This window comes from Rathayibacter sp. AY1F6 (assembly GCF_002932035.1).
Classification (GTDB): Bacteria; Actinomycetota; Actinomycetes; order Actinomycetales; family Microbacteriaceae; genus Rathayibacter.
In genome coordinates this window covers 12,264-35,843 of the sequence record NZ_PSVD01000007.1, presented here as the reverse complement: position 1 = coordinate 35,843, position 23,580 = coordinate 12,264, and the positions used below count along the sequence as shown (strand labels likewise).

Sequence of the window (23,580 nt, the reverse complement as noted above, 5' to 3'; positions counted from 1 at the left end):
CGAGGTGCTCCGTGGAGTCTAGCACCAGGACGGCCGCCTCCCCCGCTGCTGCGGGAGGGCGGCCGTCGGGGCGCGGGAGGCCGGTGCTACTTGCGCGCCGACTTCATCACGGTGCGGATGTGCAGGGTGTCCATCTCCTCCAGCGAGCGGCCCTTGGTCTCGGGCACGAACATGAAGACGAACACGAACGAGATCGCCGCGAAGGCGGCGTAGAGGCCGTAGGCCAGGGTGAGCGACACGTCCTGCGAGAGGATCGGGAACGTCACCGTGATGGCGAAGTTCGCGATCCACTGGGCCGAGGCCGCCAGGCCGAGCGCGGCCGCTCGGATCCGGTTCGGGAAGATCTCGCCGAGGAGGACCCACACCAGCGGGCCCCAGGTCGCACCGAAGAAGACGACGAACGCGTTCGCCGAGACGAGGGCGATCGGCCCCCACGCGCCGGGCAGCGAGACGTCCTCTCCGCTGATCGTCGACTGGCTGAAGGCGATGGCCATCAGTGCGAGCGAGACGGCCATGCCGGCCGATCCGACCAGCAGCAGCGGCTTCCGGCCGACCTTGTCGACCAGGAAGATCGCCACGAAGGTGACGACGACGTTCACGACCGAGGTGAAGACCGAGATCGCGAAGGAGTTGGACTCGTCGAATCCGACCGCGCTCCAGAGAGAGGTGGAGTAGTAGAAGATCACGTTGATGCCCACGAACTGCTGGAACACCGACAGCAGGATGCCGACCCAGACCACCGGGAGCAGGCCGAGGGCGGGGCCGCGGAGGCTGGAGCGCTTCGCGTTCTCGGAGTCCTCGTCGATCTTCTTCTGGATGTCCGCGAGCGCCTCGTCGACCTCGTCGCGCGGCGTGACCGTCGCGAGCACCGCGCGGGCGTCCTCGGAGCGGCCGCGGGTCGCGAGGTAGCGGGGCGACTCCGGCAGGGTCAGGGCCAGGAGGCCGTAGATGACCGCAGGCACGGCACAGGCGATGAACATCCAGCGCCACGCGGCGACGCCGAACCAGAAGGGCTCGGAGGCGCCGTCCGCGCCGTTCGCGATGAGGGTGTCCGAGAGCAGGGCGGCGAAGATGCCGAGCGTGATCGCCAGCTGCTGCAGCGACGCGAGGGCTCCGCGGATGGCCTTGGGCGCGATCTCCGAGATGTAGGTCGGAGCGATCACGGAGGCGATGCCGATGCCGAGGCCGCCGACCACGCGCCAGAGCACGAGGTCCCAGACCGCGAACGCTGCGCCGGCGCCGATGGAGGAGATGAAGAAGAGCCCGGCGCCGAGCAGCATGACCTTGATGCGGCCCCAGCGGTCGGCGAGGCGGCCCGCGAGGTACGCGCCGAGTGCGCAGCCGAGCAGCGCGGAGGCGACGGCGAAGCCGATCAGCGCGGCCGAGAGCTGGAACTCGCCCTGCACCGCCTCCACGGCACCGTTCACCACCGACGAGTCGAAGCCGAAGAGGAAGCCGCCGACCGCCGCCGCGATCGCGAGGCCGATCACCTTCCTCTTCAGCTTCGCCGCCGAGGGGTTCGGGATGTCCGCTCTCCCGCTGGTCGTGTCAGATCGTCCGCTGGTCATGGTCGTCTCCGATTCTCGCCGCCGGTGGGGGCGGGGTGCCGCTCCCGAGCCGGATCACCGGCACGTTACTCCTCGCCGCGGCACCGCCGGGACGGGTTGCGCTCTCCCCCGGCCGATGTCCTCCCTCCACAGCCGGGCCCGTCGCGCTCTCCTCCCCTGATCCGCTCGGCCGACCACCGGTCCCGAACCGGCTCCAGGAGGGTGGCCGCATGCTCCGATCCCGACTCCTGCGCCCGGGCGTGTTCGCCCTCGCCGCTCTGCTCGTCGGGGCGCCTCTCGGCACCTCGCCCTCCGGCACCTCGTCCCCCGGCCGGTCCGACCCGCGGTGGACCTCACCCGTCGCGGGCTTCTCCGTCGTGGAGCCGTGGGGCGCGCCGGCCCACCGCTACGCCCCCGGGCACCGCGGGATCGACCTCGCGGCAGCGGCCGGGCAGCCCGTGGTCGCCGTCGCGGCGGGCACCGTGTCGTTCTCGGGCAGGGTGGTCGACCGGTCCGTGGTGAGCATCGTGCACGCGGACGGTCTGGTCTCGACGGTCGAGCCGGTCGACGGATCGGTGACGGCGGGGCAGGTCCTCACCGCGGGCCAGCCCGTCGGATCAGTGGGTGCGGGCGGCCACTGCGACGGGAGGTGCGTGCACCTCGGCGTCCGCGAGGGTGGCGACTACGTCTCGCCGATGCGGTTCTTCGGCGGGATCCCCCGGGCGGTGCTCCTGCCGATGGACGACGTGGCGCAGGGTGTTCAGCGAGTGGCGCGGAAGGGTGCGTCCAGCGACTCGCGCGTCCGGTCAGGCGCGGGGGTGGGCGAGGCGGTAGGCGTCGCGGATCCGCTCGGTCGAGACGTGGGTGTAGATCTGCGTGGTGCCCAGGCTCGCGTGGCCGAGCAGCTCCTGGACGGCGCGGAGGTCGGCTCCGCCGTCGAGCAGATGGGTCGCCGCGGTGTGGCGGAGGGTGTGCGGACCGGACGGTCCGGAGCCCTGCCCGCCGTCGAGGAGCCTCGCCACGACGCCGTAGACCGTGCGCGGGGTGAGGCGCGCGCCCCGCCGTCCCAGCAGCAGGGCCCCGCTCCCGTCGCCGGTGGCGAGAGAGGGTCGGGCGCGCTCCAGGTAGTCGACGAGCGCCTCCTTCGCGGGGACGCCGAACGGGACGACCCGCTGCTTGGCGCCCTTGCCGGTGACGAGCACGGTGAGCCGGCCGAGATCGACGTCGCCCAGGTCGACGGCGACCAGCTCGGAGACGCGGATGCCGGAGGCGTAGAGCAGCTCGACGATCGCAAGGTCCCGCAGCGCCACCGGGTCCTCGGTCGCGCCTCGCGCCGCGACCGTGTCGAGCACCTGTTCCGCCTGCGGGAGCGTGAGGACCCGCGGCAGTGTCCGTCCCGACTTGGGCGTCTTGAGGCGTGCGGCGACGTCGACGGGGAGCCGCTCGGTCCGATGCGCCCAGGAGGAGAAGGAGCGGACGGCCGCGGTGCGCCGGGCGAGGGTCGCGCGGGCGATCCCCGACTCCGACTCTCGCCAGAGCCAGTCGCGCAGCAGCTCGAGGTCGAGCTCGGCGGTGAGGAGCCGCCCCTTCTCCTCCGTGTGGGCGATCAGGCGCGCCAGGTCGGAGCGGTAGCCCTTCGCGGTGGCGGGCGAGAGGGACCGCTCATCGAGGACGTACCGGAGGAAGTGCTCGACCGAGTCGGCGAGCGTCTCGCCGGTCATGATCCGTCCGGCATCCGCGACCAGAGGTCGATGCGCCCCTGCTCGTCGAGTCCTTCGAGCCGTTCGATCAGGTCGGTGCCGAACCGTGTCGCGATCGGCGCGGCGGCCGTCGGCACGAACGAGGCGGCCACCGTCTCCGGGTGGACGTGGACGAGCGAGAGGCTCTGCGCCCCGTCGATCCCGGCGAGCTCCCGCTCGGGTGCTCCGAGGTCCATCGTGTAGCTGATGGCGCCGGCGACGAACACGGGCACGCCCGCGAAGGCCGCCGCGGTGGGGTAGTGCAGGTGCCCGCCGAGGATCGCCCGGACGTCGGTGCCGCGCACCACCTCCTCGAGCCGGTCGATCCCCCGCAGCTCGAGCACGGTCATCGCGCCGAGCGGCGTGGGCAGCGGAGGGTGGTGCAGGGCGAGGATCGTCCCCAGCGGGGCCGGTGCGGCGAGCTCGTCCTTCAGCCAGGCCAGCTGGGCGTCGGTGAGGTCGCCGTGGTGGAAGCCGGGCACCGCGCTGTCGAGCGCGATGAGCCGGAGCCCGCCGAGGTCGACGACCTGGTCCACGGGTCCCGCGCCCGCCGGGTCCTGCTCGAGGAGCACCCGCCGGAAGGCTCCGCGCTCGTCGTGGTTGCCCATCACCCAGACGATCGGGCAGCCGAACCGCTCGCCCACGGGGTCGAGCTGCTCGCGCACGCGCCGGTAGGCGTCCTCCTCGCCGCGGTCCGCGACGTCCCCGGTCACCACGATCGCGTCCAGGCGTCCGCCGCGCTCGGCCAGCCGGCCGACCGCCTGCGCGAGGCGGGCGACCGTGTCGACCTTCCCGTAGAGCGGAGCGCCGTCGGCCAGCAGGTGCGTGTCGCTCAGATGCGCGATGACCCTGTCGGCGGCGCGGAAGTGCCCGAGCTGCGGGCGCTCTCCGCCGTGTCCTGCTGCCGTGGCGTCCATGCCGCTCCCCTCGCCGATGCCTCTTCAGCGTAGGGCGGACCGCCGACAGCGCCGCGGCGGCGGGGCCGCTCACCCGGGCGCCCGCTCCCAGTCCCCGTCCTCGGAACGGTGGACGCGTCCGTCTGCGAGGAGCGCACCCAGCGCCGACAGTGCCGAATCGAGCGATTCCCCGGAGAGCCGGGCGACGGTTGCGGCGTCACAGCCTCCTTCGGATTCGACGACGGCCAGGACTCGCGCCTCAGCCGCGGTCAGCGCTCGGCACGATCCGTCGGCGTCGCCGACGGCGAGCAGTTCGAGCACATCCGCCGGCGAGGTGACGCAGGTCGCCGCGTACTCGCGGAGGAGCCGGTGGCAGCCGGCGGAGGAGGCACTGGTGACCGAGCCCGGGACCGCACCGAGGGGGCGGCCCAGGGCAGCCGCGTGGCCGGCGGTGTTGAGGGATCCGGAGCGGGCGCCGGCCTCGACGACGACGGTGCCCGCGGTGGAGGCGGCGATGAGGCGGTTGCGCTGCAGGAATCGCCAGCGAGTGGGCGTGGTGCCCGGCGGGACCTCCGTTGCGACGGCGCAGCCGGGGGTGGCGATGATGCGGTGGAGGAGGTCGGCGTGAGCCGTCGGATAGAGGCGGTCCGTTCCCCCGGCGAGGAAGGCGACCGTCCGGCCTCCGGAGCCGAGGGCGGCACGGTGGGCGACCGCGTCGATCCCGAAGGCACCGCCCGAGACGACGGCGACGCCTCGCGCCGCGACGCCCGCGGCGAGCTCGGCGGCGACGTGCTCGCCGTAACCGGTCGCAGCGCGGGCGCCGACGAGGGCGAGGCGGTGCGGCGGATCGAAGGCGGCGGGATCACCGCGCAGCCAGAGCAGGAGTGGCGCGTGCGGCCCGAGGTCGTCGAGCGACTCGGGCCACACGGGAGCCCCGGGCAGGAGCAGCCGGGCGCCGAGTCGCTCGGCGATCTCGAGACGTCGAAACAGGAGCCTGCGGTCCAGGCGCGGTCGCCAGCGCGCCAGCCCCGACTGGAGCGCGGCGACCTCGGAGTCGAGGGGCGCGAGCGCCCCGCCTCCTTCGTCGGAGGGAGCGCGATGCGGGGGCGCGAGGATCTCCTCCGCGGACGACGAGGACACGACGTGGGCGAAGGCCTCGGCCGCGCCGACCCTCTCGATGAGGAGGGCTGCGACGGAGTCGCCGGGCTCGGTCAGAGAGTTCCAGCCGCACCGGGCAGCAGCGTCGACGAGTGCGCTCCGAGCGCAGCCGGACTCACCCGAAGGCTCGCCGTCGGCAGCGGAGTCCGGATCGGCTGCACCGCTCGGCAGCAGTCGGCGAACGGCGTCGAGCTCCGCGCCGTCGAAGAGCGCGTCGGGCCGGATCACGCGGCACCTCCACGGAGGACGAGCGCGCGCGAGAGGTGGGCGGCACTCGGCCGGTCGGCTGCGTCGAGGTCCGCGAGCGTCCAGGCCAGGCGCAGGACCCGGTCGTAGCCGCGCATGGTCACCAGACCTCGCTCCAGAGCCCGGTCGAGCGTGCGGGACTCGGCACTGGTCGGGCGCACCGCGTCCGAGCGCAGCCAGGCGCCGGAGACCTCCGAGTTGAGCGTCCACGGGGTGGAGGCGAGGCGAGCCGCTGCGAGGGACCGCGCCGCGGCGACACGGGCGCGGGCCTCAGCCGTCGACATTCCGGACGTGTCTCGACGTGCGGCCAGCTGAGCCGCGCTGATGCGGCGGACCGTCAGGCGGATGTCGACGCGGTCGAGCAGCGGTCCGCTGAGCCGCGCGAGGTAGCGGCGGCGGACCGAGGGAGCGCAGGTGCAGGTCTCTCCGGGGATGCCGAAGCGGCCGCACGGGCACGGGTTCGCCGCGAGGACGAGCTGCACCCGCGCGGGGAACTCGGCGACGGCGTTCGCGCGGTGGATGCGGATCACGCCGGATTCGAGCGGCTGGCGCAGCGCGTCGAGGGCGACGGACGAGAACTCGGGGGCCTCGTCCAGGAACAGCACTCCCCGGGTGGCGCGGGCGACCGCGCCGGGCCGGATGCGGCCGCTGCCCCCGCCGACGATCGCCGCGGAGGAGGCGGAGTGGTGCGGACTCTCGAACGGCGGCCTGCGCACCAGCGCGCCACCGGTCGGCGCTCCGACGAGCGAGCGCATGCAGGTGGCCTCGAGCGCTGCATCGTCGTCCAGGTCGGGGAGGATGCCCGGCAAGCGCGAGGCGAGCATCGTCTTCCCGGCGCCGGGAGGCCCGAGCAGGAACACGTGGTGCCCGCCCGCCGCCGCGACGACCATCGCCTCGGCCGCCTCCTCGTTCCCCACCACGTCGGAGAGGTCGAGGCGGGCCTCCGGCTCGGACACCGTCTCAGACGGCGGCGCGGCCTCGGGGAGCACCGGCACTTCCCACTCGGCTCCGTGCCAGACGGCGGCCGCCGCCAGCGAGGAGACCGCGATCACCTCGACGCCGTCGACCAGCTCCGCCTCGAGCCGGTCCTCGACGGGGACCATCACGCGGCGCCTGCCCTCGCGGGCGGCCGCGAGCACCGCGGGCAGCACGCCCGGGACGGAGCGCAGCCGGCCGTCCAGGCCGAGCTCCCCGATATGGACGACCGCGGCGACCGACTCCGCGTCGACCTCACGGAGCGACGCGAGCGCGGCCAGCCCGATGGCGAGATCGAAGGCGGAGCCGTGCTTGGGCATCGCGGCCGGCGAGAGGTTCACGGTGATCTTGTACTCGGCGATGGTGCTGCCGGAGTTGATCGCCGCCGAGCGCACCCGCTCCTTCGCCTGCGCGAGCGCGGCGTCGGGCAGGCCGATGATCACCATTCCCGGGGTGCCGTCGGCCGAGTGGGCCTCCACCCCGACCACGGCTCCCGCGAAGCCGACGAGACCGACCGCGGAGGTCCTCCCCAGGCCCATCAGGCCACCGCCCGCAGGTGCCGGATCTGCGACGGGACTCCCCCGGGAGCGACGATGCCGACCGCGTCGATCCGCAGATGCCGGGAGCGCTCGTGGTGCTCGTCGGCCCAGGCGTAGGCGAGTCGGCGCAGGCGCTGCGCCTTGGCCCGCGTGATGGCCTCGACCGGCAGTCCGAAGCGCGTCGATGAGCGCGTCTTCACCTCCACCACGACCAGTGCCGACCCGTCGCGGGCGACGATGTCGAGCTCGCCCTCGCGGACCCGCCAGTTGCGGTCGAGGATCTCGAATCCGTTGTCTCTCAGGTGCGCCGCCGCGATCTCCTCGCCGCGCCGCCCCAGTTCGTCCTTGTCCATGCGTCCTCCTGCCGGAAGCGTGCAGGAGCAGAGAGGAGCGTCGGACGGCCGGGAGGGGATCCGGGGAGAAGAGGGCCGAGGAGGCGGGTGGGGAGGGACGTCGGGCCGGGGTCTTCGGACGCCGCCGGGGGCGGCTATGCGACCAGCAGGAGGAATCCGCGTTGCCTGAAGACGAGACCCGCGGAGCCGAGGATCCGAGAGAGCTCCGGAGCGGGGTGGGGCTCCGGGCACCGGATCTCGATGCGCCGTCGGAAGCGGCTACTCGACCAGCAAGGGGTCCGGAGCCTGCCGCGACAGAGGGCTACTCGTCGAGCGCGAGCTCCTTGGGGAGCTCGAACTCCTTGCGGGAGAGCTCCTCGACGTTGACGTCCTTGAAGGTCAGCACGCGCACCGACTTCACGAAGCGGTCGGAGCGGTAGACGTCCCAGACCCACACGTCGCGCATGGTGAGCTCGAAGTAGAAGTCGTGCTCGGTGTCGCGGCGGACCAGGTCGACCTCGTTCGCCAGGTAGAACCGGCGCTCGGTCTCGACGACGTACGAGAACTGCGAGACGACGTCGCGGTACTCCCGGTACAGTGCCAGCTCGACCTCGCGGTCGTAGTCCTCGAATTCGTCCTCATCCATCGTTGGACAATCCTACGCCGAGCCGACGGGCACGAACGCCGGGAGCGGCTCCTCGACGCTCTCCCGCGACTTCGACAGCCAGGTCACCCGGTGCAGCGGGGACGGGCCGACCCGCTCGATCCCCGCCCAGTGCGCGGCGCTGCCGTAGCCCTTGTTGCTGTCCCAGGCGTAGTCGGCGAAGTCGTCGTGGTGGCGCACCATCTGACCGTCCCGGCCCACCTTCGCGAGCACGGAGGCGGCGGAGACGGCGGCGCAGTCGCGGTCGGCCTTCACGCGGGTGATGATCGTCAGCTCGGCCGCCCACTCGCCCAGCGCGGGCGTCAGCCAGTCGTGAGCGCCGTCGAGGAGGACGACGGCGGTGGCGAGGTCGACGCCCTGGTCGGCGAGGCGCTCGATGCCCCTCGACGCGGCGCGGCCGAGGCCGGCGATGATCCCGGTCTCGTCGATCTCGTCCGCCGAGGACTCGCCGATCGCCCAGGCCGAGACCCACTTCGCGACTCCCGGCAGGAGCGCCTCGCGGCGGGCGGGAGCGAGCATCTTGGAGTCGCGGAGCCCCTCGGGGAAGCGCCCGCAACGGCTGCCGATCGACACGACGCCGACCGACACCGGGCCGGCGATCGCGCCGCGGCCGACCTCGTCGCAGCCGATGACCGTCTCGTAGCCCTGCCGGAAGAGGCGCCGCTCCTGCGTCAGCGTCGGCTCGGCGACGACCACCTAGCCCTGCCCGCTCTGCGCGTCGTCCGAGCCCTCCTCGGAGGCCTCGGTGTCGACTCCGCGGAACACCGACGGGTAGTCGTCGAGCCACGCCCACTGCTGCACGGGCCAGGTGACGAGGATCGCGCGGCCCACGACGTTGTCGATCGGCACGAAGCCGCCGCCCGGCTTGTCGGTGTTGTAGCGGGAGTCGGCGGAGTTGTAGCGGTTGTCGCCCATCACCCAGAGCGAGCCCTCGGGCACGACGACGTCGAAGGGGGTGGCCGAGACGGCCTGCACCCCGTCCGGCAGCTTCACGTAGGGCTCGTCGATCGGGTTGCCGTTGATCTCGACCTGGCCGAGCGGTGTGCAGCAGGTCACGTGATCGCCGGGCAGGCCGATGACGCGCTTGATGAGGTGGTCGTTGCTGTCGGGAGCGGTGAGGCCGACGAGCGCGAGGGCGGAGTCGACCGCGGCCTGGAACGGCGGCACGTTGGGCTCGGAGCTCGGCGAGAGCCATCCGCCGGGATCGCGGAAGACGACGACGTCGCCGCGCGAGATCTTCACCACTCCGGGTACGAGCTCGTTCACGAGGATGCGATCGTTCTCGACGAGCGTCTGCTCCATGGAGGAGGAGGGGATGTAGAACGAGCGGATCAGGAAGGTCTTCACGAGGAAAGAGACGAGCACCGCGACCACGAAGATGATCAGCACGTCGCGGAGGAAGAGCAGGACACCCCGGCGCTTGCGCGGGCGCTTCTCGGACGGATCCGCCGAGTGGCGGGCGTGGTCCTCGCCTCCGGGGAGGCGGACCGGGGCCGTGCTGTCTGTCATCGCTCGCCGTCGCCCCTACTGTGCATCACCGGGTGGACTCCCCGGACGGATCGCCCCCGAGAAAGGGAGGAACCCCGGTCCATCATAGGTGGACCGGGGTTCCCGAGAAGTCGTGCGGAAGCCGCTCAGGCGTCGCGCTTCTCCTTGATCTTGGCCTTCTTGCCGCGGAGGTTGCGCAGGTAGTAGAGCTTCGCGCGACGGACGTCACCGCGGGTGACGACCTCGATGTGGTCGATGACCGGCGAGTGCACGGGGAACGTGCGCTCGACGCCGACCTGGAAGCTCACCTTGCGGACGGTGAAGGTCTCGCGGACGCCCTCGTTGGAGCGGCCGATGACGACGCCCTGGAAGACCTGGATGCGCGAGCGGGAGCCCTCGACGATGTTGACGTGGACCTTGACGGTGTCGCCGGCGCGGAAGTCCGGGACATCGCTGCGGAGGGACGCCGCATCGACGGAATCGAGGATGTGCATGCTGTATCGCTCTCCGTGCCCGCCACAGGTCGAACACCGTTTCGTTGATGGAAGTCGGTCGTGCCCACGTCGTCGCGGCTCCCCTGTGGCAGAGCCTGCGCGAGGCACAAGCGCTCATTCTGCCATGCCGCGTCGATCCGAGTCAAAGCAGGCTCGTCTGGAGGGCAGGGTCACCCGGAGGGCAGAGCCGCGCAGAGGGCGGGTCCGTCGAGAGGGCCGAGCTGTCGAGCAGGGCGAGGCCTCGCAGGAGACAGCGCCTCTCGGGACGCCCGACCCCTCAGAGGACGATGGTCTGCCCGTCCTGCGGGCGCTCCGGGTCGAAGCCCTCGCCGGCGACGGGGCGGTGAGCGCCCTCGGCCTGCACGGACGCCGCCTCCGAGAAGGCGAGGAGAGTGGCCCTCGCGTCGGCGAGGAACCGCCACGCCGAGTGCCAGAAGGCCGCCACTCCGAGGACCACCGAGAGCAGGCCCAGCGCCCAGGCGCCGGGCGGGAAGAAGCCGAAGGCGATCAGGGAGAGGTGCCAGGCGCCGACCACGGCCACGTCGCCCCACGCGGGAGTGCGCGTGGGCCGAACGGTCACCCGGAATGCGACGATCGCGGCCACAGCCGCCACCGCGACCGCCAGAATGGGGAGGGCGATCACCAGGCCGAGCACGGTCCAGCCGCTCGATCCTCCGAAGACCCCGTAGCCGAGGAGGATCCACAAGGGCAGCACGATCGCCGCCGGGAACTGCCAGGAACCGAATGCCCGTCGCGTGCGCATGCACCGACCGTACCCACCACCGCTGAGCGACGGCTCAGCGGACCCCGAGAGGATCAGGATGATCGAGCTACGCACCCCCGCCGAGATCGAGGAGATGCGTCCCGCCGGCCGCTTCGTCGGCGAGGTACTGAAGGCCACCTCCGCCGCTGCCGCGGTCGGCGTGAACCTGCTCGAGCTCGACCGGCTCGCCCACGACATGATCCGCACGGCCGGCGCCGAGTCCTGCTACATCGACTACCACCCCTCCTTTGGCGCGAGTCCCTTCGGCAAGGTCATCTGCACCTCCGTCAACGACGCGGTGCTGCACGGCCTGCCCTTCGACTACCGGCTGAAGGACGGCGACCTGCTCACCCTCGACTTCGCCGCCTCCGTGAACGGCTGGGTCGCCGACTCGGCCATCAGCGTCGTGGTCGGGACGCCGCGCGAGGAGGACCTCGCCCTCATCGACACCACCACCCGCGCGCTCGAGGCCGGCATCGCCGCCGCGCAGCCCGGGAAGAAGATCGGCGACATCTCCGCGGCCATCGCGGCCGTCGCACACGCCGAGGGCCTGTCCATCAACACCGACTTCGGCGGCCACGGCGTCGGCCGCACGATGCACGGCGATCCGCACATCCCCAACGACGGACGCGCCGGCCGCGGCTACCCGCTCCGCCCGGGCCTCGTCGTCGCGATCGAGCCGTGGTTCCTGCAGACGACCGACGAGATCTACACGGACAAGGACGGCTGGACCCTCCGCAGCCGCGACGGCTCGCGCGGCGCCCACATGGAGCACACGATCGCCATCACCGAGACGGGGAACATCGTCCTCTCCGCGCGGGACTGACTAAGGATGGACAGTACCGCTATCGGATAGCGATACTGTCCACGTGCGAATCTCGGAGCTCAGCCGCAGCAGCGGCGTCGGCCTGCCCACGATCAAGTACTACATCCGGGAGGGGCTGCTGCCGCCGGGCGACGCCGCCGGCCCCCAGCGGGCGGAGTACGGGGACGCCCATGTCGCCCGCCTGACGCTGCTCCGGGCGCTCATCGAGAGCGGCGGCGTCGGCATCGCCGGCGCGAAGCGGATCACGGCCGCGCTCGACGCGGGCGTCGGTCCGACAGCAGCGTTCGAGGTGGCGCAGGACGTGGTCTCCGTGAGCACCGACTCGACCGCGTCCGCCACCGAGGCGTCGACGCGGCGGATCGCCGAGGCCGCGGGCTCCGACCACTGCGGCCACCCTGCCGTCGCGACGGCGGCACGGGCGCTCGACGCGCTCGAGCTCTCCACCGGACCGATGAGCGCCGGCTGGCTCGAGGCCTACGCCCGCGCCGCCGCCCTCGTCGCCTCCGCCGACCTCGACGAACTGCAGGCCCGTGAGAGCGTGAGCGAGCAGGCTGCCGTCGCCGCCGTCGGCACCGCGCTCGGAGACGTGGTGCTGCAGTCGCTCCGGCGCGTCGCCCAGGCGCGCGAGACGCAGAGCCGCTTCGGCTCGACGGAGGTGCCCCGATGAGCGCCGCGACCGAGACGCCCGCGCGCACGGCCTCAGCTGCTCCGCACCGGCCGCTCCTGGTGCTCGCTGGCGCGATGGCGGTCGGCGCCCTCCTCTGCGCGATCGCGCTGGTCGTCGATCCCCGCGAGCTCGGCGGACAGCCGCTCTGGGGCAAGCCGCTGAAGTTCTGCCTCTCGATCGCGCTGTACGCCGTGACGCTCGCCTGGCTGATCGGGCTCGTGCCCCGCCGGCGCCGCCTCGCCCGAGCGCTGGGCACGGTCGCGGCGGTCGGTCTGGCGGTCGAGATGGTCGTGATCGGAGGCGCCGCCCTGGTCGGCGAGCGCAGCCACTTCGACGTCTCCACTCCCCTGCACGCCGCGCTCTGGGCCTCGATGGCCGTCTCGATCATGGTGGTCTGGCTGGCGACGCTGGTCCTCGCCGCCCTCCTGGCGCGGGTGCCGCTCGGCGACCCTGCGCTGACGCTCGCCGTCCGCGCCGGACTCGTGATCGGGCTCGTCGGGATGGCCCTCGCGTTCCTGATGACGGGGCCCTCGCCCGGCCAGATCAGCGACTACCAGGGCGTCGTCGGTGCGCACGCCGTCGGAGTCGCGGACGGCGGACCCGGCCTCCCCCTCCTGGGCTGGAGCACCACGGGGGGCGATCTGCGCATCCCGCACTTCGTCGGGATGCACGCTTTGCAGGGGCTCCCGCTGCTCGCGCTGCTGCTCGGACGGCTGGCAGCCCGGATCCCCGTCCTTCGCCCCGGATCCACCCGGCTGCGGCTCGTCGCCCTGGCCTCGGCGGGCTGGGCGGCCGCGGTGGCCCTCACCTGCTGGCAGGCGCTGCGCGGACAGGCGCTGACCGCACCGGACGCGCTGACCCTCGCCGTCGCTACTGTGGCCGTGATCGCCCTCGCCGGAGGGACGATCCTCACCCTCGCACGAACGGAGGCCCGCGCATGAGCCGGCTGCACCGCGGCTGGACGCCGCTCGGGATCGTCTACCTCGTCCTCGCCCTCGCCGGGCTGATCGGGACCTGGACCTGGAACGTGAGGGCGATGCAGGAGGGCGCGGACGTCCTCGCCGGCCTCGCCGCGGGCGGGCCGTGGGTGTCGTCGTTCTCGACCGACCTGCTGGTCGTCGCGATCGCGGCCGTCGCCTTCATGGTGGTGGAGGGCCGCCGGATCGGGATGCGCCGCGTGTGGATCCTGGTGCTGCTCGCGCCGCTGGTCGCCCTCGCGTTCGCGTTCCCCCTCTTCCTCGCCCTCCGCGACCGGCACCTGGCCCTCGCGGCCCGGTGACCGTGCGGCGCGGGGCTAGGGAAGCAGTTCGGGGCGGACGCGGCGCGTGCGCTCGACGCTCTGCTCGTGGCGCCAGGCGGCGATCGCCCCGTGGTTGCCGCTGAGGAGCACCGGAGGGACGTCGAGGCCGCGCCAGGAGGCCGGCTTGGTGTAGCTCGGGTACTCGAGCAGCCCGTCGGAGTGGCTCTCCTCGACCAGGCTCGCCGGATTGCCGACCACGCCCGGGACCAGGCGTCCGACGGCCTCGATCATCGCCATCACGGCGACCTCTCCTCCGTTGAGGACGTAGTCGCCGAGGCTGATCAGCCGGACCCGCGCGCGCTCGGCGGTGTGGTCCACGACGCGCTGGTCGATGCCCTCGTAGCGGCCGCAGCCGAAGACGAGGGTGGACTCCTCCGCGAGCTCGCGGGCGGTCGCCTGGGTGAACAGCTCGCCCGCGGGCGACGGGAAGATCACGACGGGGTCGTCCGCGCCGTCGAGGATCGTGTCGAGCGCCTCGCCCCACGGCTCCGGTCGCATCACCATGCCGGCGCCGCCGCCGTAGGGCGTGTCGTCGACGGTGCGGTGGCGGTCGTGGGTGAAGTCCCGCAGGTCGTGCACGCCGAGCTCGATCAGCCCGCTCTGCCGAGCACGGCCGAGCAGGCTGATGTCGAGCACGCCGAAGAACTCCGGGAAGATCGTGACGATGTCGATCCTCACGACCGGGGCTCCTCCTCGGAGGCGGCGTCGGAGGCGGCCGGGGGCTCGTCGTCGGCGGGCTCCTCAAGAGCGGAGTCCGCGTCATCGGAGGCGTCCGGCGCGTCGGCGTCCGCAGGCGCGCTCAGCGCCGGGTCCGCGAGGTCGACACCGCTGAGGTCGACCGCGGCGGGCTCCTCCTCGGGAGCCTCCTCGAACAGGCCGATCGGAGGCGTGACCGTGACGATCCCGGCCGCGGCGTCGACGGAGGGGACGATCGCGTTCACGAACGGCACCATCACCTCGCCGGAGGGGGTGCCGACGATGAGCAGGTCCTGCGCGGGGAAGTGGTCGACGCGGCGGACGGTGCCGACCTCGACGCCGTCGCGGACGACCTTCATGCCGACCAGCTGGTAGTCGTACCAGGAGTCGTCCTCGCCCGGCTGGGTCTGCACCTCCTCGTCGATCCAGAGGATCGCCTTCAGGAGGGTCTCAGCGGCGTTGCGGTCGTCGACGCCTCGGAAGAACGCGACGGGGTGGCTGTTGTACCAGCGCAGCTCGACGAGCTCGAGCTTCTTGCCGTGCCACTCGGAGGTGCGCGGGACCTGCAGCGTGAACGTGGATCCGGGGGTGAAGCGCTTGTCGGGCTCGTCCGTGTAGAGCTCGAGCTTGATGGCGCCCTTGAGTCCGTGGGCCTTGGTGAGTCGGGCGACGCGGAGCTGCGTCGTGCCCGGTCCGGTGACCGACACCTCTACTTGTCGGTGTCGACGACGTCGACGCGCACTCGGCGCCCGTCGGCGAGCGCGGCGACGAGAGTGCGGACGGCCTTGGCGGTGCGACCGGAGCGTCCGATCACGCGGCCGAGGTCCTCGGGGTGCACGCGCACCTCGAGGACCTCTCCGCGCGGGGAGCTCGTGGCCACGACACTGACCTCATCGGGGTTCTCGACGATCCCCTTGACGAGGTGTTCGACGGCGGGAGCGAGCACTGACTACGCCTCGGTGGAGGTCTCGTCGGCGGTGTCCTCGACCGGGGCGGCCTTGGCCGGAGCCTCGGACTTCGGCTTGAGGACGGGCTTCTTCTTCGCGTCGACGACGAACGGAGCCTTGGGCTCCTTCACCTGGACCGTGCTGACGGCGTCGGCGTCGCCCTTGAAGCGGCCCCAGTCGCCGGTCAGCTTGAGGATCGCGGCGACCTGCTCGGTCGGCTGCGCGCCGACTCCGAGCCAGTACTGCGCGCGCTCCGAGTCGACCTGGATGAACGAGGGCTGCTCGGTCGGGTGGTACTTGCCGATCTCCTCGATCACGCGGCCGTCGCGCTTGGTGCGCGAGTCGGCGACGACGATGCGGTAGTAGGGCGCCCGGATCTTGCCGAGGCGCTTCAGACGAATCTTGACAGCCACAATTCTCCTGTGTGGTCGTTGACCGGTGTCCGGTCGATGATGGATGAACTGAGCCGTGAGCGTGGGGGCACACCCGGCGGAAGCTCGAGGGGGTTTCGTCGGCGGTGAGTAGAGGGTCGACCGCCTCGGACCCGACGGATCATTCTGCCAGAAAAACCGCCCCGGTGCGGGCCCGGCACGCCGCCGACCAGCGGCACCCTCGCGGGAGCGGGCCGCGCGGGACCCCGAAGGCCGCCGCCGGGGCTCGGCGTCCGCCCCGGCCGCAGGTGGCAGGATGGCGAGGCGCGTCCCGATCGGCGGACGCCCGGATCCGATGAGGACCACGCCATGGAGATCAGCTTCGCCGCATCAGACCGCTCCACGCTCGGGATCGAGTGGGAGGTCGCGATCGTCGACCGGCAGACGGGCGATCTCGCCAACGTCGCCGATGTGGTGCTGGAGGCGCTCCGCAGCGACGACGGCGCCCCGCACGCGCACATCACCGGCGAGCTCCTGCGCAACACGGTCGAGCTGGTCTCCGGCGTGCACACCTCCGTCCGCGACGCGGTCGCCGACCTGCAGGATCAGCTGCGGCAGGTGCGCGAGATCACCGACCCCATGGGACTCGACCTCGTGTGCTCGGGCACGCACCCGTTCGCGCAGTGGTTCGACCAGGCCATCACGGACAAGGAGCGGTACCACCGCCTCATCGACCGGACCCAGTGGTGGGGCCGGAACATGATGATCTGGGGCATCCACGTGCACGTCGGCATCGAGCACCGCGACAAGGTGCTGCCGATCCTCAACTCCCTGCTCGACTACTACCCGCACCTGCAGGCGCTCTCGGCGTCGAGCCCGTTCTGGGGCGGAGTCGACACGGGCTACGCCTCGAACCGCGCGCTGATGTTCCAGCAGCTGCCGACGGCGGGCCTGCCTCCGCAGTTCGGTGCCTGGGCGAACTACGAGGAGTACGTCGACGACATGATGCGCACCGGCGTCATCGACGACCACACGGAGGTCCGCTGGGACATCCGCCCCTCGCCGCAGTGGGGCACCCTCGAGATGCGCGCGTGCGACGGCCTCTCCTCCGCGGAGGAGATCGGAGCGGTCGCCGCGCTGATCCAGTGCCTCGTCGAGCACCTCTCGTCGCGGCTGGACGCGGGCGAGGACCTTCCGACGATGCAGCCCTGGTACGTGCGCGAGAACAAGTGGCGCGCGGCCCGCTACGGACTCGACGCCGAGATCATCCTCGACGCCGCCGGAGCGGAGCGGCTGGTCACCGACGACATCCGGGACCTGCTCGTCACCCTCGCACCGGTCGCCGAGCGTCTCGACTGCGTGAAGGAGCTCGGCGACGTCGAGCTGATCCTGGTCGCGGGAGCGAGCTACCAGCGCCAGCTGCGGACGGCCGCGGCGAACGACGGCGACCTGAAGGCGGTGGTCCGGGCGCTCGCGGGCGAGCTGCGCGACGGGCTCCGGGATCCCCGCTCATGACGCGTCCCGTCCTCCTCGCCGCAGCCGCGATCGGCGCGCTGGCCCTCGGCCTCGCCGGCTGCTCGTCCTCGACGACGACCGTCCCGGCGACCGCGTCCCCCGCCGGCACCGCCACTCCCCTCCCGACCGTCACCGCCGATCCGCTGCCGCTCTCGATCGGCGGCTCTCTCCCCGCCGGCTCCCGGGTGACGATCGTCGGCGACAGCATCGTGCGCGGTCTGACGGTCGACCCGGAGCAGGCCTGGCCCGCTCTCGTCGGCGACGACCTCGGCTGGGAGGTCACGAACCTGGGCTGCGACGGCGGCGGCTTCATCGAGCCGGGCGACTGCGGCGTCGCGATCGGCGACCGCGCGGAGGAGATCGCCGACACCCGGCCCGACGCGATCGTGCTGATCGCCAGCAGCAACGATCTCGGCTGGGATCCGGAGGACGTGGACGCCGCGATCGGGCCGGCAGTGGACGCGATCGTGTCCGCCTCGCCCTCGGCCCGGCTCATCGCGCTCGACTCGGTCTGGGGCCCCGACCCGCGCCCCTCCGATCTCGACGAGTACGACGCGGCGCTGGTCGAGGCCGTGACTGCCGCCGGCGGCGGTGCGCTCGAGTACCCGGACCCCCTCCGCGAGGACGGGCTGCTCGGCGAGGACGGCGTGCATCCCACCGTCGAGGGCCAGCGCGCCCTGGCCGACGCGTTCGAGGTGGCGGCCGAGAAGTCCGGCCTCGCCCGGGCGGTGCCGACCGGCCAGAAGGCGACGGACGCGCCGGCGGCCTGACTCCGACGCGGGGCGCCGTCGTGACGGCGCCCCGCCGGGTCAGCGCGCGGTGCTGTTCCGGCCGTCGCGCCAGCCGAGCAGGTCGCGCACGGGCGCGAGGTCGATGTCCGGACCGGTGATGCCGAGCGTGAACAGGCGGGCGCCCAGGTCGTACTGCTGGTCGAGCACGTCGAAGGAGGCGTCGCCGACACCGCCGCGCACGCTCGCGCCGGTCGAGATCTCGATCGCGGCCGGGTCGCGGTCGACGCGGCCGCACCACTCCGAGAGCACACCGAGCTTGCGCTCGAGCGTCGGGACGTCCGAGAAGCTGTGCCAGATGTCGGCGTGCTCGGCGACGATCCGCAGCGTCTTCTTCTCGCCGCCGCCGCCGATCATCACCGGGATGTCGCGGGTGGGCGCCGGGTTGAGCATCGACCACCGGCTGCGGATGCGCGGCATCGCCTCGGAGAGCTCGTCGAGGCGGGAGCCGGGAGTGCCGAACTCGTAGCCGTACTCCTCGTAGTCGCGCTCGAACCAGCCCGAGCCGATGCCGAAGATCAGACGGCCCTCGGCGCCCTTGGCGCTGATGTGGTCGACCGTGCGCGCCATGTCGGCGAGGAGGTCGGGGTTCCGGTAGCTGTTGCAGGTGACCAGCGGGCCGAACTCGATGCGGCTGGTCTGCTCGGCCCAGGCCGCGAGCATGCTCCAGCCCTCGAAGTGCAGGCCGTTCGGCTCTCCCGAGAGCGGGAAGAAGTGGTCCCAGTTGAAGGCGATGTCGACGCCGAGGTCCTCGAGCTCGGCGAGCGTGTCGCGGATGACCTCGTAGGGGACGTGCTGCGGTGCGATCTGGACGCCGATGCGGACGGGGCGCGCGTGTGCGGTTGTCATGCCCTCACGCTAGCGAGCGGTGCGCCTCACGGGGATCCCGGCTGCGGCCCCCGGAGGGACGGTGCGCTACTCCCCCGCCGGGTCCGGCGACGCCGACGGCGCCTCGTCGCTCGTGGAGCGGGCGAGCTTGACGACGGTGGCCCCCTCCTCGTCGAACAGGCGGAGCCGTCCGCCATCGATCGAGGCCATCGCCGCCTCAGAGAAGATCATCGGCAGCGCGACGCCGTCGCAGGCGATCAGCGTGCTCGGCCCGGCCGAGACGGTGAGGGCGCCCTCCTGGTCGATCGACCACTCGCCCTGCGCGCCGTTGCAGCCGTCGGAGCCCGTCCAGGTCCCGTCCTCCGCGATCAGGAGGAAAGGAACGTCGGGCGCGTCGTAGGAGACGCCCGTCACCCAGCGGCCGACCAGGTCCTCCGGGGAGGGCGCCGTCATCGCGTCGACCCCGGAGCCCTCGGCGCAGCCGGTGAGCCCGAGCACGGCCGCGAGGACGAGGATCCCGCCCGCGCGTCCGGCCGCGACCCGCCTCATCGCCCGAGGAGCTTCTGCAGCTGCTCGAGCTCCTCCGGCGTGGGCTGGGCGCCCTTGCCGGCGCCGCCGCCCAGGCCGAAGCCGGAGCCGCCCGCATCGCCCGGGCGGGGCCCGGAGGTGATCGCCGCGTTCTCGGCCGCGCGCTTGGCGGGGTTGCCGGACTTGCTGCTCTTCTTCTTCTGCGGCTTCGGGCGGCCCTGGTAGCCGGCGCCGGGCACGGGGCCCATGCCGGGGACCGAGGGCATGCCGCCCTTGGCGACCGTCTTCATCATCTTGGCGGCCTGCTCGAAGCGCTGGACGAGCTGGTTGACGTCCGTGACCGTCATGCCGGAGCCGCGGGCGATGCGCAGGCGCCGCGAGCCGTTGAGCAGCTTCGGGTTGACCCGCTCCGCCTTCGTCATCGACTGGATGATCGCCTCGGTGCGCACGATCTCGCGCTCGTCGAACTGGTCGAGCTGCTCTCGCATGCCCTTCGCGCCGGGCAGCATGCCGATCATCTTCTTGATCGAGCCCATGTTGCGCAGCTGCTGCATCTGGCCGAGGAAGTCGTCGAGGGTGAACGTGTCCCCCATGATCTTCTCGGCGATCTTGCGCGCCTCGTCCTCGTCGAACGCGGACTGGGCCTGCTCGATGAGGGTCAGCACGTCGCCGAGGTCGAGGATGCGGCTCGCCATGCGGTCGGGGTGGAACTGCTCGAAGTCGTCGAGCGACTCGCCCGTGGAGGCGAAGAGGATCGGGCGGCCGGTGAGCGAGGCGACCGAGAGCGCCGCGCCTCCGCGGGCGTCGCCGTCGAGCTTGGAGAGGACGACGCCGGTGAAGTCGACTCCCTCCTGGAAGGCCTTGGCGGTCGCGACCGCGTCCTGGCCGATCATCGCGTCGATGACGAACAGGACCTCGTCGGGGTTCGTGACGCGGCGGATGTCGGCGGCCTGCTTCATCATGTCGGCGTCGACGCCGAGGCGTCCGGCCGTGTCGATGATGACCGTGTCGTACTGCTTGTCGGTCGCGAAGCGGATCGCGTTCTGGGCGACCTTGACCGGGTTGCCGACGCCGTTGCCCGGCTCCGGCGCGTAGACCGCGACTCCGGCCTGCTCGCCGACGACCTGCAGCTGCTGCACGGCGTTGGGGCGCTGGAGGTCGGCCGCGACGAGCAGCGGGGTGTGGCCGTCCTTGCCGAGGTACTTGCCGAGCTTGCCCGCGAGGGTCGTCTTGCCCGCGCCCTGGAGGCCGGCGAGCATGATGACGGTCGGCGGGCGCTTGGCGAACTCGAGCCGGCGCGACTGCCCGCCGAGGATCGCGACGAGCTCCTCGTTGACGATCTGGACGACCTGCTGGGCCGGGTTGAGCGCCTTGTTGACCTCGTCGCCGAGGGCGCGCTCGCGCACCTTGCCGGTGAACTCCTTCACGACCTCCAGCGCGACGTCGGCGTCGAGGAGGGCCCGCCGGATCTCGCGGACGGTGCCGTCGACGTCCGACGCGGAGAGCTTGCCCTTCGTCCGGAGGTTCTTGAAGGTCTCGACGAGTCGATCGGAAAGGGTGCCGAAAGTAGCCATGATGCCCGGAATTCTACCGGAGGCCCGGAGGGTCGGCGGGCGGGGCCGCCGATCGGCTCGCGATCGGCGCGATCACCGCGGAGCGGATTAACTGGTCCGGGTCCAAGAACAGGGTTAGGGTGGCCCGGTGATCGAGACACTGGTGGCGGGCGACTCCGCGGATCCCCTGGACTACGCCGACGGCTGGGAGCTGCAGCGCCGCCTGCACGCCGAGGTGGTGGCGGGCTCGAGGCCGGACACCCTCGTGCTCTGCGAGCACTCCTCCGTCTACACCGCAGGCAAGCGCACCGAGGCGCACGAGCGCCCGGACGACGGCTCGCCCGTGGTCGACGTCGACCGCGGAGGGCGGATCACCTGGCACGGCCCGGGGCAGCTCGTCGGCTACCCGATCGTGCGGCTCGGCGAGCCCGTCGACGTGGTCGCCTACGTCCGCTCGCTGGAGGGCGTGCTGATCGCCGCTCTCGACGACCTGGGCGTGCAGGGGCGGCGCGTCGACGGGCGCTCGGGAGTGTGGATCCCGAGGGACGGCGGCGCCGACAAGATCGCCGCGATCGGCATCCGCGTCGCCTCGGGCGTGACGATGCACGGATTCGCCCTCAACGTCTCGAACAGCCTCGAGCCCTACGCCCGCATCGTCGCCTGCGGCATCGCCGACGCCGGAGTGACCACGCTCGAGCGCGAGCGCGGCGAGGCTCCGCCCATGGAGGCGGTGCGGGCGCGGGTGGCGGCGCGCTTCTCGGAGGCGGCCCCCGCCTTCTCCGCCCGCATCGAGGAGGTCGCCGCGTGAGCGCCGAGGCCGGCGGCCGCAAGCTCCTGCGGCTGGAGATCCGCAACGCCGAGACGCCGATCGAGCGCAAGCCCGAGTGGATCCGCACGAAGGCCTCGATGGGCCCGGAGTACCGGCAGCTGCAGTCGCTGGTGAAGAGCGAGGAGCTGCACACCGTCTGCCAGGAGGCGGGCTGCCCCAACATCTTCGAGTGCTGGGAGGACCGAGAGGCGACCTTCCTCATCGGGGGCGCCCAGTGCACCCGCCGCTGCGACTTCTGCCAGATCGACACCGGGAAGCCCGCGGACTACGACGCGGACGAGCCCCGGCGCGTCGGCGAGTCCGTGGCGCGGATGAACCTCCGCTACGCGACCGTCACCGGAGTCGCCCGCGACGACCTGCCGGACGAGGGCTCCTGGCTCTACGCCGAGACCATCCGCCAGATCCACGCCCAGGCTCCGGGCACGGGGGTCGAGATCCTGGTCCCGGACTTCACCGGCCGCGCCGAGCACCTGCAGAGGGTGTTCGACGCGGAGCCGGAGGTGTTCGCCCACAACGTCGAGACGGTGCCGCGGATCTTCAAGCGCATCCGGCCGGCCTTCCGCTACGAGCGCTCGCTCGACGTGCTCACCCAGGGCCGGGAGGCGGGGCTGATCACGAAGTCGAACCTCATCCTCGGCATGGGCGAGGAGCGGGAGGAGATCTCGCAGGCGCTGCAGGACCTCCACGACGCCGGCACCGACATCGTGACCATCACGCAGTACCTCCGCCCGACGCCGCGGCATCTGCCGGTGGACCGCTGGGTGCACCCGGAGGAGTTCGTGGCGATCAAGGAGGAGGCCGAGGACATCGGCTTCCTCGGCGTCCTCGCGGGGCCCCTGGTCCGCTCCTCCTACCGGGCCGGCAGGCTCTGGGCGCGCTCGATGGAGTCGAAGGGGCTGCCGGTCCCGGAGCACCTGCGCCACCTCGCCGACGCGGCACTGGGCTTCTCGCAGGCCGTGTAGCCCGCCACCGGGACGGCGCCGGCGCGTCGTCCCGGGCGGAGCCGCTCAGCTGACGAGCTGCTGGGCGAAGACGTGGGGGGTGAAGCCGGTGAGGTCGCCGATGCCCTCGCCCTGGCCGACGAGCTTGATCGGGATGCCGGTGCGCTCCTGGACCGCGAGGACGAAGCCGCCCTTCGCGGAGCCGTCGAGCTTGGTGATGACCAGGCCGGTGACGCCCGCGTGCTCGATGAACGCCTCGGCCTGGCTCAGCCCGTTCTGACCGGTCGTCGCGTCGAGCACGAGCAGGATCTCGGAGATCGGGGCCTGCTTCTCGATGACGCGCTTGATCTTCGTGAGCTCGTCCATCAGCCCGCCCTTGGTGTGCAGGCGGCCGGCCGTGTCGATGATGACCATCTCGACGCCGGTGTCCTTCGCGAACTGCACGGTCTGGAAGGCGACGGACGCCGGATCCTGGCGCTCCTGCTGCGGGCGGACGATCTGGGCGTCGGCGCGCTGCGCCCAGGTGGCGAGCTGGTCGACCGCCGCGGCGCGGAAGGTGTCGGCCGCGCCGACCACGACGCTCCGGCCGTAGTTGCGGAGGAACTTGGCGAACTTGCCGATGGTCGTGGTCTTGCCGACGCCGTTCACGCCGACCACGAGGATCACGGCGGGGCGCTCGCTGAGCTTGAGGGTCGTGTCGTACTTCGACAGGCGCTCCTCGAGGGACTCGCGGAGCATCCGCTGCAGGTCGCGCGGGTCGGTGGTGGAGTAGCGGGCGACCTTGGCGCGGAGGTCGTCGACGATCTCCTCGGTGATGTCGGGGCCGAAGTCGGCGGTGATCAGCGCCGTCTCGAGGTCGTCCCAGGTCTGGTCGTCGATCGTGCGCTTCTCGAACAGGCCGCGCAGTGCGCGGCCGAGCGACCAGGAGGTGCGTTCTGCCATGGGTCCAG

27 protein-coding genes and 1 pseudogene are annotated in these 23,580 nt (G+C 72.3%); 9 read left to right on the top strand and 19 right to left on the bottom strand.

The window, feature by feature from the left end; all coding sequences use genetic code 11:
• Nucleotides 1-86: 86 nt before the first annotated feature.
• Complete coding sequence (locus C5C44_RS08175; RefSeq protein WP_104223897.1) at nucleotides 87-1,568, bottom strand: sugar porter family MFS transporter; 1,482 nt, start codon at nucleotides 1,566-1,568, stop codon at nucleotides 87-89.
• A 209-nt stretch (nucleotides 1,569-1,777) separates the two neighbouring features.
• Here C5C44_RS08175 and C5C44_RS17525 point away from each other — a divergent pair.
• Nucleotides 1,778-2,230 (top strand): annotated as a pseudogene (locus C5C44_RS17525) (murein hydrolase activator EnvC family protein); the annotation flags it as partial.
• Nucleotides 2,231-2,353: 123 nt separating this feature from the next.
• Here the strand turns inward: C5C44_RS17525 and C5C44_RS08165 are convergent.
• From C5C44_RS08165 to C5C44_RS08120, 10 genes are all read right to left on the bottom strand, one after another.
• A complete protein-coding gene (locus C5C44_RS08165) occupies nucleotides 2,354-3,268 on the bottom strand; it encodes a tyrosine recombinase XerC (protein ID WP_104232497.1) in 915 nt (304 codons plus the stop codon).
• Nucleotides 3,265-4,203 carry a phosphodiesterase gene (locus C5C44_RS08160; protein ID WP_104335665.1) on the bottom strand — a complete coding sequence of 313 codons (939 nt, stop codon included), beginning with the start codon at nucleotides 4,201-4,203 and terminating at the stop codon, nucleotides 3,265-3,267. Before C5C44_RS08160 ends, C5C44_RS08165 begins: the two co-directional genes overlap by 4 nt.
• Nucleotides 4,204-4,272: 69 nt before the next feature.
• Nucleotides 4,273-5,568: a DNA-processing protein DprA gene (gene dprA / locus C5C44_RS08155; protein WP_258066695.1), complete on the bottom strand. Its 1,296-nt coding sequence runs from the start codon at nucleotides 5,566-5,568 to the stop codon at nucleotides 4,273-4,275.
• A complete protein-coding gene (locus tag C5C44_RS08150; RefSeq protein ID WP_104335664.1) occupies nucleotides 5,565-7,100 on the bottom strand; it encodes a YifB family Mg chelatase-like AAA ATPase in 1,536 nt (511 codons plus the stop codon). Before C5C44_RS08150 ends, dprA begins: the two co-directional genes overlap by 4 nt.
• Nucleotides 7,100-7,453 (bottom strand): YraN family protein, encoded by a 354-nt coding sequence (locus tag C5C44_RS08145; protein ID WP_104223901.1) that lies wholly within the window; start codon nucleotides 7,451-7,453, stop codon nucleotides 7,100-7,102. The genes C5C44_RS08150 and C5C44_RS08145 overlap by 1 nt, the downstream gene beginning before the upstream one ends.
• A gap of 301 nt (nucleotides 7,454-7,754) precedes the next feature.
• Complete coding sequence (locus C5C44_RS08140; RefSeq protein ID WP_055792576.1) at nucleotides 7,755-8,078, bottom strand: DUF2469 domain-containing protein; 324 nt, start codon at nucleotides 8,076-8,078, stop codon at nucleotides 7,755-7,757.
• A 12-nt stretch (nucleotides 8,079-8,090) separates the two neighbouring features.
• The gene (locus C5C44_RS08135; RefSeq protein WP_104335663.1) at nucleotides 8,091-8,792 is read right to left on the bottom strand and encodes a ribonuclease HII; all 702 of its coding nucleotides are present in this window, start codon (nucleotides 8,790-8,792) and stop codon (nucleotides 8,091-8,093) included.
• The gene (lepB, locus tag C5C44_RS08130; protein ID WP_104223903.1) at nucleotides 8,793-9,605 is read right to left on the bottom strand and encodes a signal peptidase I; all 813 of its coding nucleotides are present in this window, start codon (nucleotides 9,603-9,605) and stop codon (nucleotides 8,793-8,795) included. It lies immediately after the preceding gene.
• A 125-nt stretch (nucleotides 9,606-9,730) separates the two neighbouring features.
• Nucleotides 9,731-10,078, bottom strand: a complete 348-nt coding sequence (gene rplS / locus C5C44_RS08125) for a 50S ribosomal protein L19 (RefSeq protein ID WP_104223904.1) — start codon at nucleotides 10,076-10,078, stop codon at nucleotides 9,731-9,733.
• A gap of 277 nt (nucleotides 10,079-10,355) precedes the next feature.
• Nucleotides 10,356-10,841: a hypothetical protein gene (locus tag C5C44_RS08120; protein ID WP_104226872.1), complete on the bottom strand. Its 486-nt coding sequence runs from the start codon at nucleotides 10,839-10,841 to the stop codon at nucleotides 10,356-10,358.
• Between the two features lie 58 nt (nucleotides 10,842-10,899).
• Here C5C44_RS08120 and map point away from each other — a divergent pair, with 58 nt between their 5' ends.
• The 4 genes from map to C5C44_RS08100 are packed head-to-tail and all read left to right on the top strand — an operon-like array spanning nucleotide 10,900 to nucleotide 13,613.
• Nucleotides 10,900-11,667, top strand: coding sequence for a type I methionyl aminopeptidase (gene map, locus C5C44_RS08115; protein WP_104223906.1), 768 nt, complete (start codon nucleotides 10,900-10,902; stop codon nucleotides 11,665-11,667).
• 43 nt (nucleotides 11,668-11,710) lie between these two features.
• Entirely contained in the window at nucleotides 11,711-12,334 is a 624-nt protein-coding gene (locus tag C5C44_RS08110; protein WP_104335662.1) for a MerR family transcriptional regulator, read from the top strand.
• A complete protein-coding gene (locus tag C5C44_RS08105) occupies nucleotides 12,331-13,275 on the top strand; it encodes a hypothetical protein (RefSeq protein ID WP_104308458.1) in 945 nt (314 codons plus the stop codon). Before C5C44_RS08110 ends, C5C44_RS08105 begins: the two co-directional genes overlap by 4 nt.
• Nucleotides 13,272-13,613: a DUF2834 domain-containing protein gene (locus C5C44_RS08100; protein WP_104250523.1), complete on the top strand. Its 342-nt coding sequence runs from the start codon at nucleotides 13,272-13,274 to the stop codon at nucleotides 13,611-13,613. The genes C5C44_RS08105 and C5C44_RS08100 overlap by 4 nt, the downstream gene beginning before the upstream one ends.
• 15 nt (nucleotides 13,614-13,628) lie before the next feature.
• Here the strand turns inward: C5C44_RS08100 and trmD are convergent, their stop codons facing one another.
• The 4 genes from trmD to rpsP are packed head-to-tail and all read right to left on the bottom strand — an operon-like array spanning nucleotide 13,629 to nucleotide 15,690.
• Complete coding sequence (trmD, locus tag C5C44_RS08095; RefSeq protein ID WP_104226875.1) at nucleotides 13,629-14,312, bottom strand: tRNA (guanosine(37)-N1)-methyltransferase TrmD; 684 nt, start codon at nucleotides 14,310-14,312, stop codon at nucleotides 13,629-13,631.
• Nucleotides 14,309-15,037 (bottom strand): ribosome maturation factor RimM, encoded by a 729-nt coding sequence (gene rimM, locus C5C44_RS08090; protein ID WP_104247631.1) that lies wholly within the window; start codon nucleotides 15,035-15,037, stop codon nucleotides 14,309-14,311. The genes trmD and rimM overlap by 4 nt, the downstream gene beginning before the upstream one ends.
• Before the next feature lie 2 nt (nucleotides 15,038-15,039).
• Complete coding sequence (locus C5C44_RS08085; RefSeq protein ID WP_068210678.1) at nucleotides 15,040-15,276, bottom strand: RNA-binding protein; 237 nt, start codon at nucleotides 15,274-15,276, stop codon at nucleotides 15,040-15,042.
• Between the two features lie 3 nt (nucleotides 15,277-15,279).
• On the bottom strand, nucleotides 15,280-15,690 hold the full coding sequence (gene rpsP, locus C5C44_RS08080; protein WP_104223912.1) for a 30S ribosomal protein S16: 411 nt from the start codon (nucleotides 15,688-15,690) through the stop codon (nucleotides 15,280-15,282).
• A gap of 327 nt (nucleotides 15,691-16,017) precedes the next feature.
• Here rpsP and C5C44_RS08075 point away from each other — a divergent pair, with 327 nt between their 5' ends.
• Together C5C44_RS08075 and C5C44_RS08070 are read left to right on the top strand one after the other, a co-directional pair.
• Nucleotides 16,018-17,163 (top strand): glutamate--cysteine ligase, encoded by a 1,146-nt coding sequence (locus C5C44_RS08075; RefSeq protein WP_104247632.1) that lies wholly within the window; start codon nucleotides 16,018-16,020, stop codon nucleotides 17,161-17,163.
• Nucleotides 17,160-17,933, top strand: coding sequence for an SGNH/GDSL hydrolase family protein (locus C5C44_RS08070; RefSeq protein WP_104335661.1), 774 nt, complete (start codon nucleotides 17,160-17,162; stop codon nucleotides 17,931-17,933). The genes C5C44_RS08075 and C5C44_RS08070 overlap by 4 nt, the downstream gene beginning before the upstream one ends.
• A 39-nt stretch (nucleotides 17,934-17,972) precedes the next feature.
• Here the strand turns inward: C5C44_RS08070 and C5C44_RS08065 are convergent, their stop codons facing one another.
• The 3 genes from C5C44_RS08065 to ffh all read right to left on the bottom strand — a co-directional run bounded on the left by C5C44_RS08065 (nucleotide 17,973) and on the right by ffh (nucleotide 20,881).
• Complete coding sequence (locus C5C44_RS08065) at nucleotides 17,973-18,800, bottom strand: LLM class F420-dependent oxidoreductase (protein WP_104223915.1); 828 nt, start codon at nucleotides 18,798-18,800, stop codon at nucleotides 17,973-17,975.
• A 66-nt stretch (nucleotides 18,801-18,866) separates the two neighbouring features.
• Entirely contained in the window at nucleotides 18,867-19,328 is a 462-nt protein-coding gene (locus C5C44_RS08060; RefSeq protein ID WP_104226881.1) for an META domain-containing protein, read from the bottom strand.
• The gene (ffh, locus tag C5C44_RS08055) at nucleotides 19,325-20,881 is read right to left on the bottom strand and encodes a signal recognition particle protein (RefSeq protein WP_104226882.1); all 1,557 of its coding nucleotides are present in this window, start codon (nucleotides 20,879-20,881) and stop codon (nucleotides 19,325-19,327) included. Before ffh ends, C5C44_RS08060 begins: the two co-directional genes overlap by 4 nt.
• Nucleotides 20,882-21,008: 127 nt before the next feature.
• Here ffh and lipB point away from each other — a divergent pair, with 127 nt between their 5' ends.
• Complete coding sequence (gene lipB / locus C5C44_RS08050) at nucleotides 21,009-21,668, top strand: lipoyl(octanoyl) transferase LipB (protein WP_104335660.1); 660 nt, start codon at nucleotides 21,009-21,011, stop codon at nucleotides 21,666-21,668.
• A complete protein-coding gene (gene lipA / locus C5C44_RS08045; protein ID WP_104292199.1) occupies nucleotides 21,665-22,651 on the top strand; it encodes a lipoyl synthase in 987 nt (328 codons plus the stop codon). The genes lipB and lipA overlap by 4 nt, the downstream gene beginning before the upstream one ends.
• Before the next feature lie 45 nt (nucleotides 22,652-22,696).
• Here the strand turns inward: lipA and ftsY are convergent, their stop codons facing one another.
• Nucleotides 22,697-23,572, bottom strand: a complete 876-nt coding sequence (gene ftsY, locus C5C44_RS08040) for a signal recognition particle-docking protein FtsY (RefSeq protein WP_104223920.1) — start codon at nucleotides 23,570-23,572, stop codon at nucleotides 22,697-22,699.
• Nucleotides 23,573-23,580 lie beyond the last annotated feature (8 nt).

Coding starts and splice junctions, on each gene's coding strand:
- C5C44_RS08175 (WP_104223897.1), bottom strand. CDS start 1,568: ATGACCAGCGGACGATCTGACACGACCAGCGGGAGAGCGGACATCCCG.
- C5C44_RS08165 (WP_104232497.1), bottom strand. CDS start 3,268: ATGACCGGCGAGACGCTCGCCGACTCGGTCGAGCACTTCCTCCGGTAC.
- C5C44_RS08160 (WP_104335665.1), bottom strand. CDS start 4,203: ATGGACGCCACGGCAGCAGGACACGGCGGAGAGCGCCCGCAGCTCGGG.
- C5C44_RS08150 (WP_104335664.1), bottom strand. CDS start 7,100: ATGGGCCTGGGGAGGACCTCCGCGGTCGGTCTCGTCGGCTTCGCGGGA.
- C5C44_RS08145 (WP_104223901.1), bottom strand. CDS start 7,453: ATGGACAAGGACGAACTGGGGCGGCGCGGCGAGGAGATCGCGGCGGCG.
- C5C44_RS08140 (WP_055792576.1), bottom strand. CDS start 8,078: ATGGATGAGGACGAATTCGAGGACTACGACCGCGAGGTCGAGCTGGCA.
- lepB (WP_104223903.1), bottom strand. CDS start 9,605: ATGACAGACAGCACGGCCCCGGTCCGCCTCCCCGGAGGCGAGGACCAC.
- rplS (WP_104223904.1), bottom strand. CDS start 10,078: ATGCACATCCTCGATTCCGTCGATGCGGCGTCCCTCCGCAGCGATGTC.
- C5C44_RS08120 (WP_104226872.1), bottom strand. CDS start 10,841: ATGCGCACGCGACGGGCATTCGGTTCCTGGCAGTTCCCGGCGGCGATC.
- map (WP_104223906.1), top strand. CDS start 10,900: ATGATCGAGCTACGCACCCCCGCCGAGATCGAGGAGATGCGTCCCGCC.
- C5C44_RS08105 (WP_104308458.1), top strand. CDS start 12,331: ATGAGCGCCGCGACCGAGACGCCCGCGCGCACGGCCTCAGCTGCTCCG.
- C5C44_RS08100 (WP_104250523.1), top strand. CDS start 13,272: ATGAGCCGGCTGCACCGCGGCTGGACGCCGCTCGGGATCGTCTACCTC.
- C5C44_RS08075 (WP_104247632.1), top strand. CDS start 16,018: ATGGAGATCAGCTTCGCCGCATCAGACCGCTCCACGCTCGGGATCGAG.
- C5C44_RS08070 (WP_104335661.1), top strand. CDS start 17,160: ATGACGCGTCCCGTCCTCCTCGCCGCAGCCGCGATCGGCGCGCTGGCC.
- C5C44_RS08065 (WP_104223915.1), bottom strand. CDS start 18,800: ATGACAACCGCACACGCGCGCCCCGTCCGCATCGGCGTCCAGATCGCA.
- C5C44_RS08060 (WP_104226881.1), bottom strand. CDS start 19,328: ATGAGGCGGGTCGCGGCCGGACGCGCGGGCGGGATCCTCGTCCTCGCG.
- ffh (WP_104226882.1), bottom strand. CDS start 20,881: ATGGCTACTTTCGGCACCCTTTCCGATCGACTCGTCGAGACCTTCAAG.
- ftsY (WP_104223920.1), bottom strand. CDS start 23,572: ATGGCAGAACGCACCTCCTGGTCGCTCGGCCGCGCACTGCGCGGCCTG.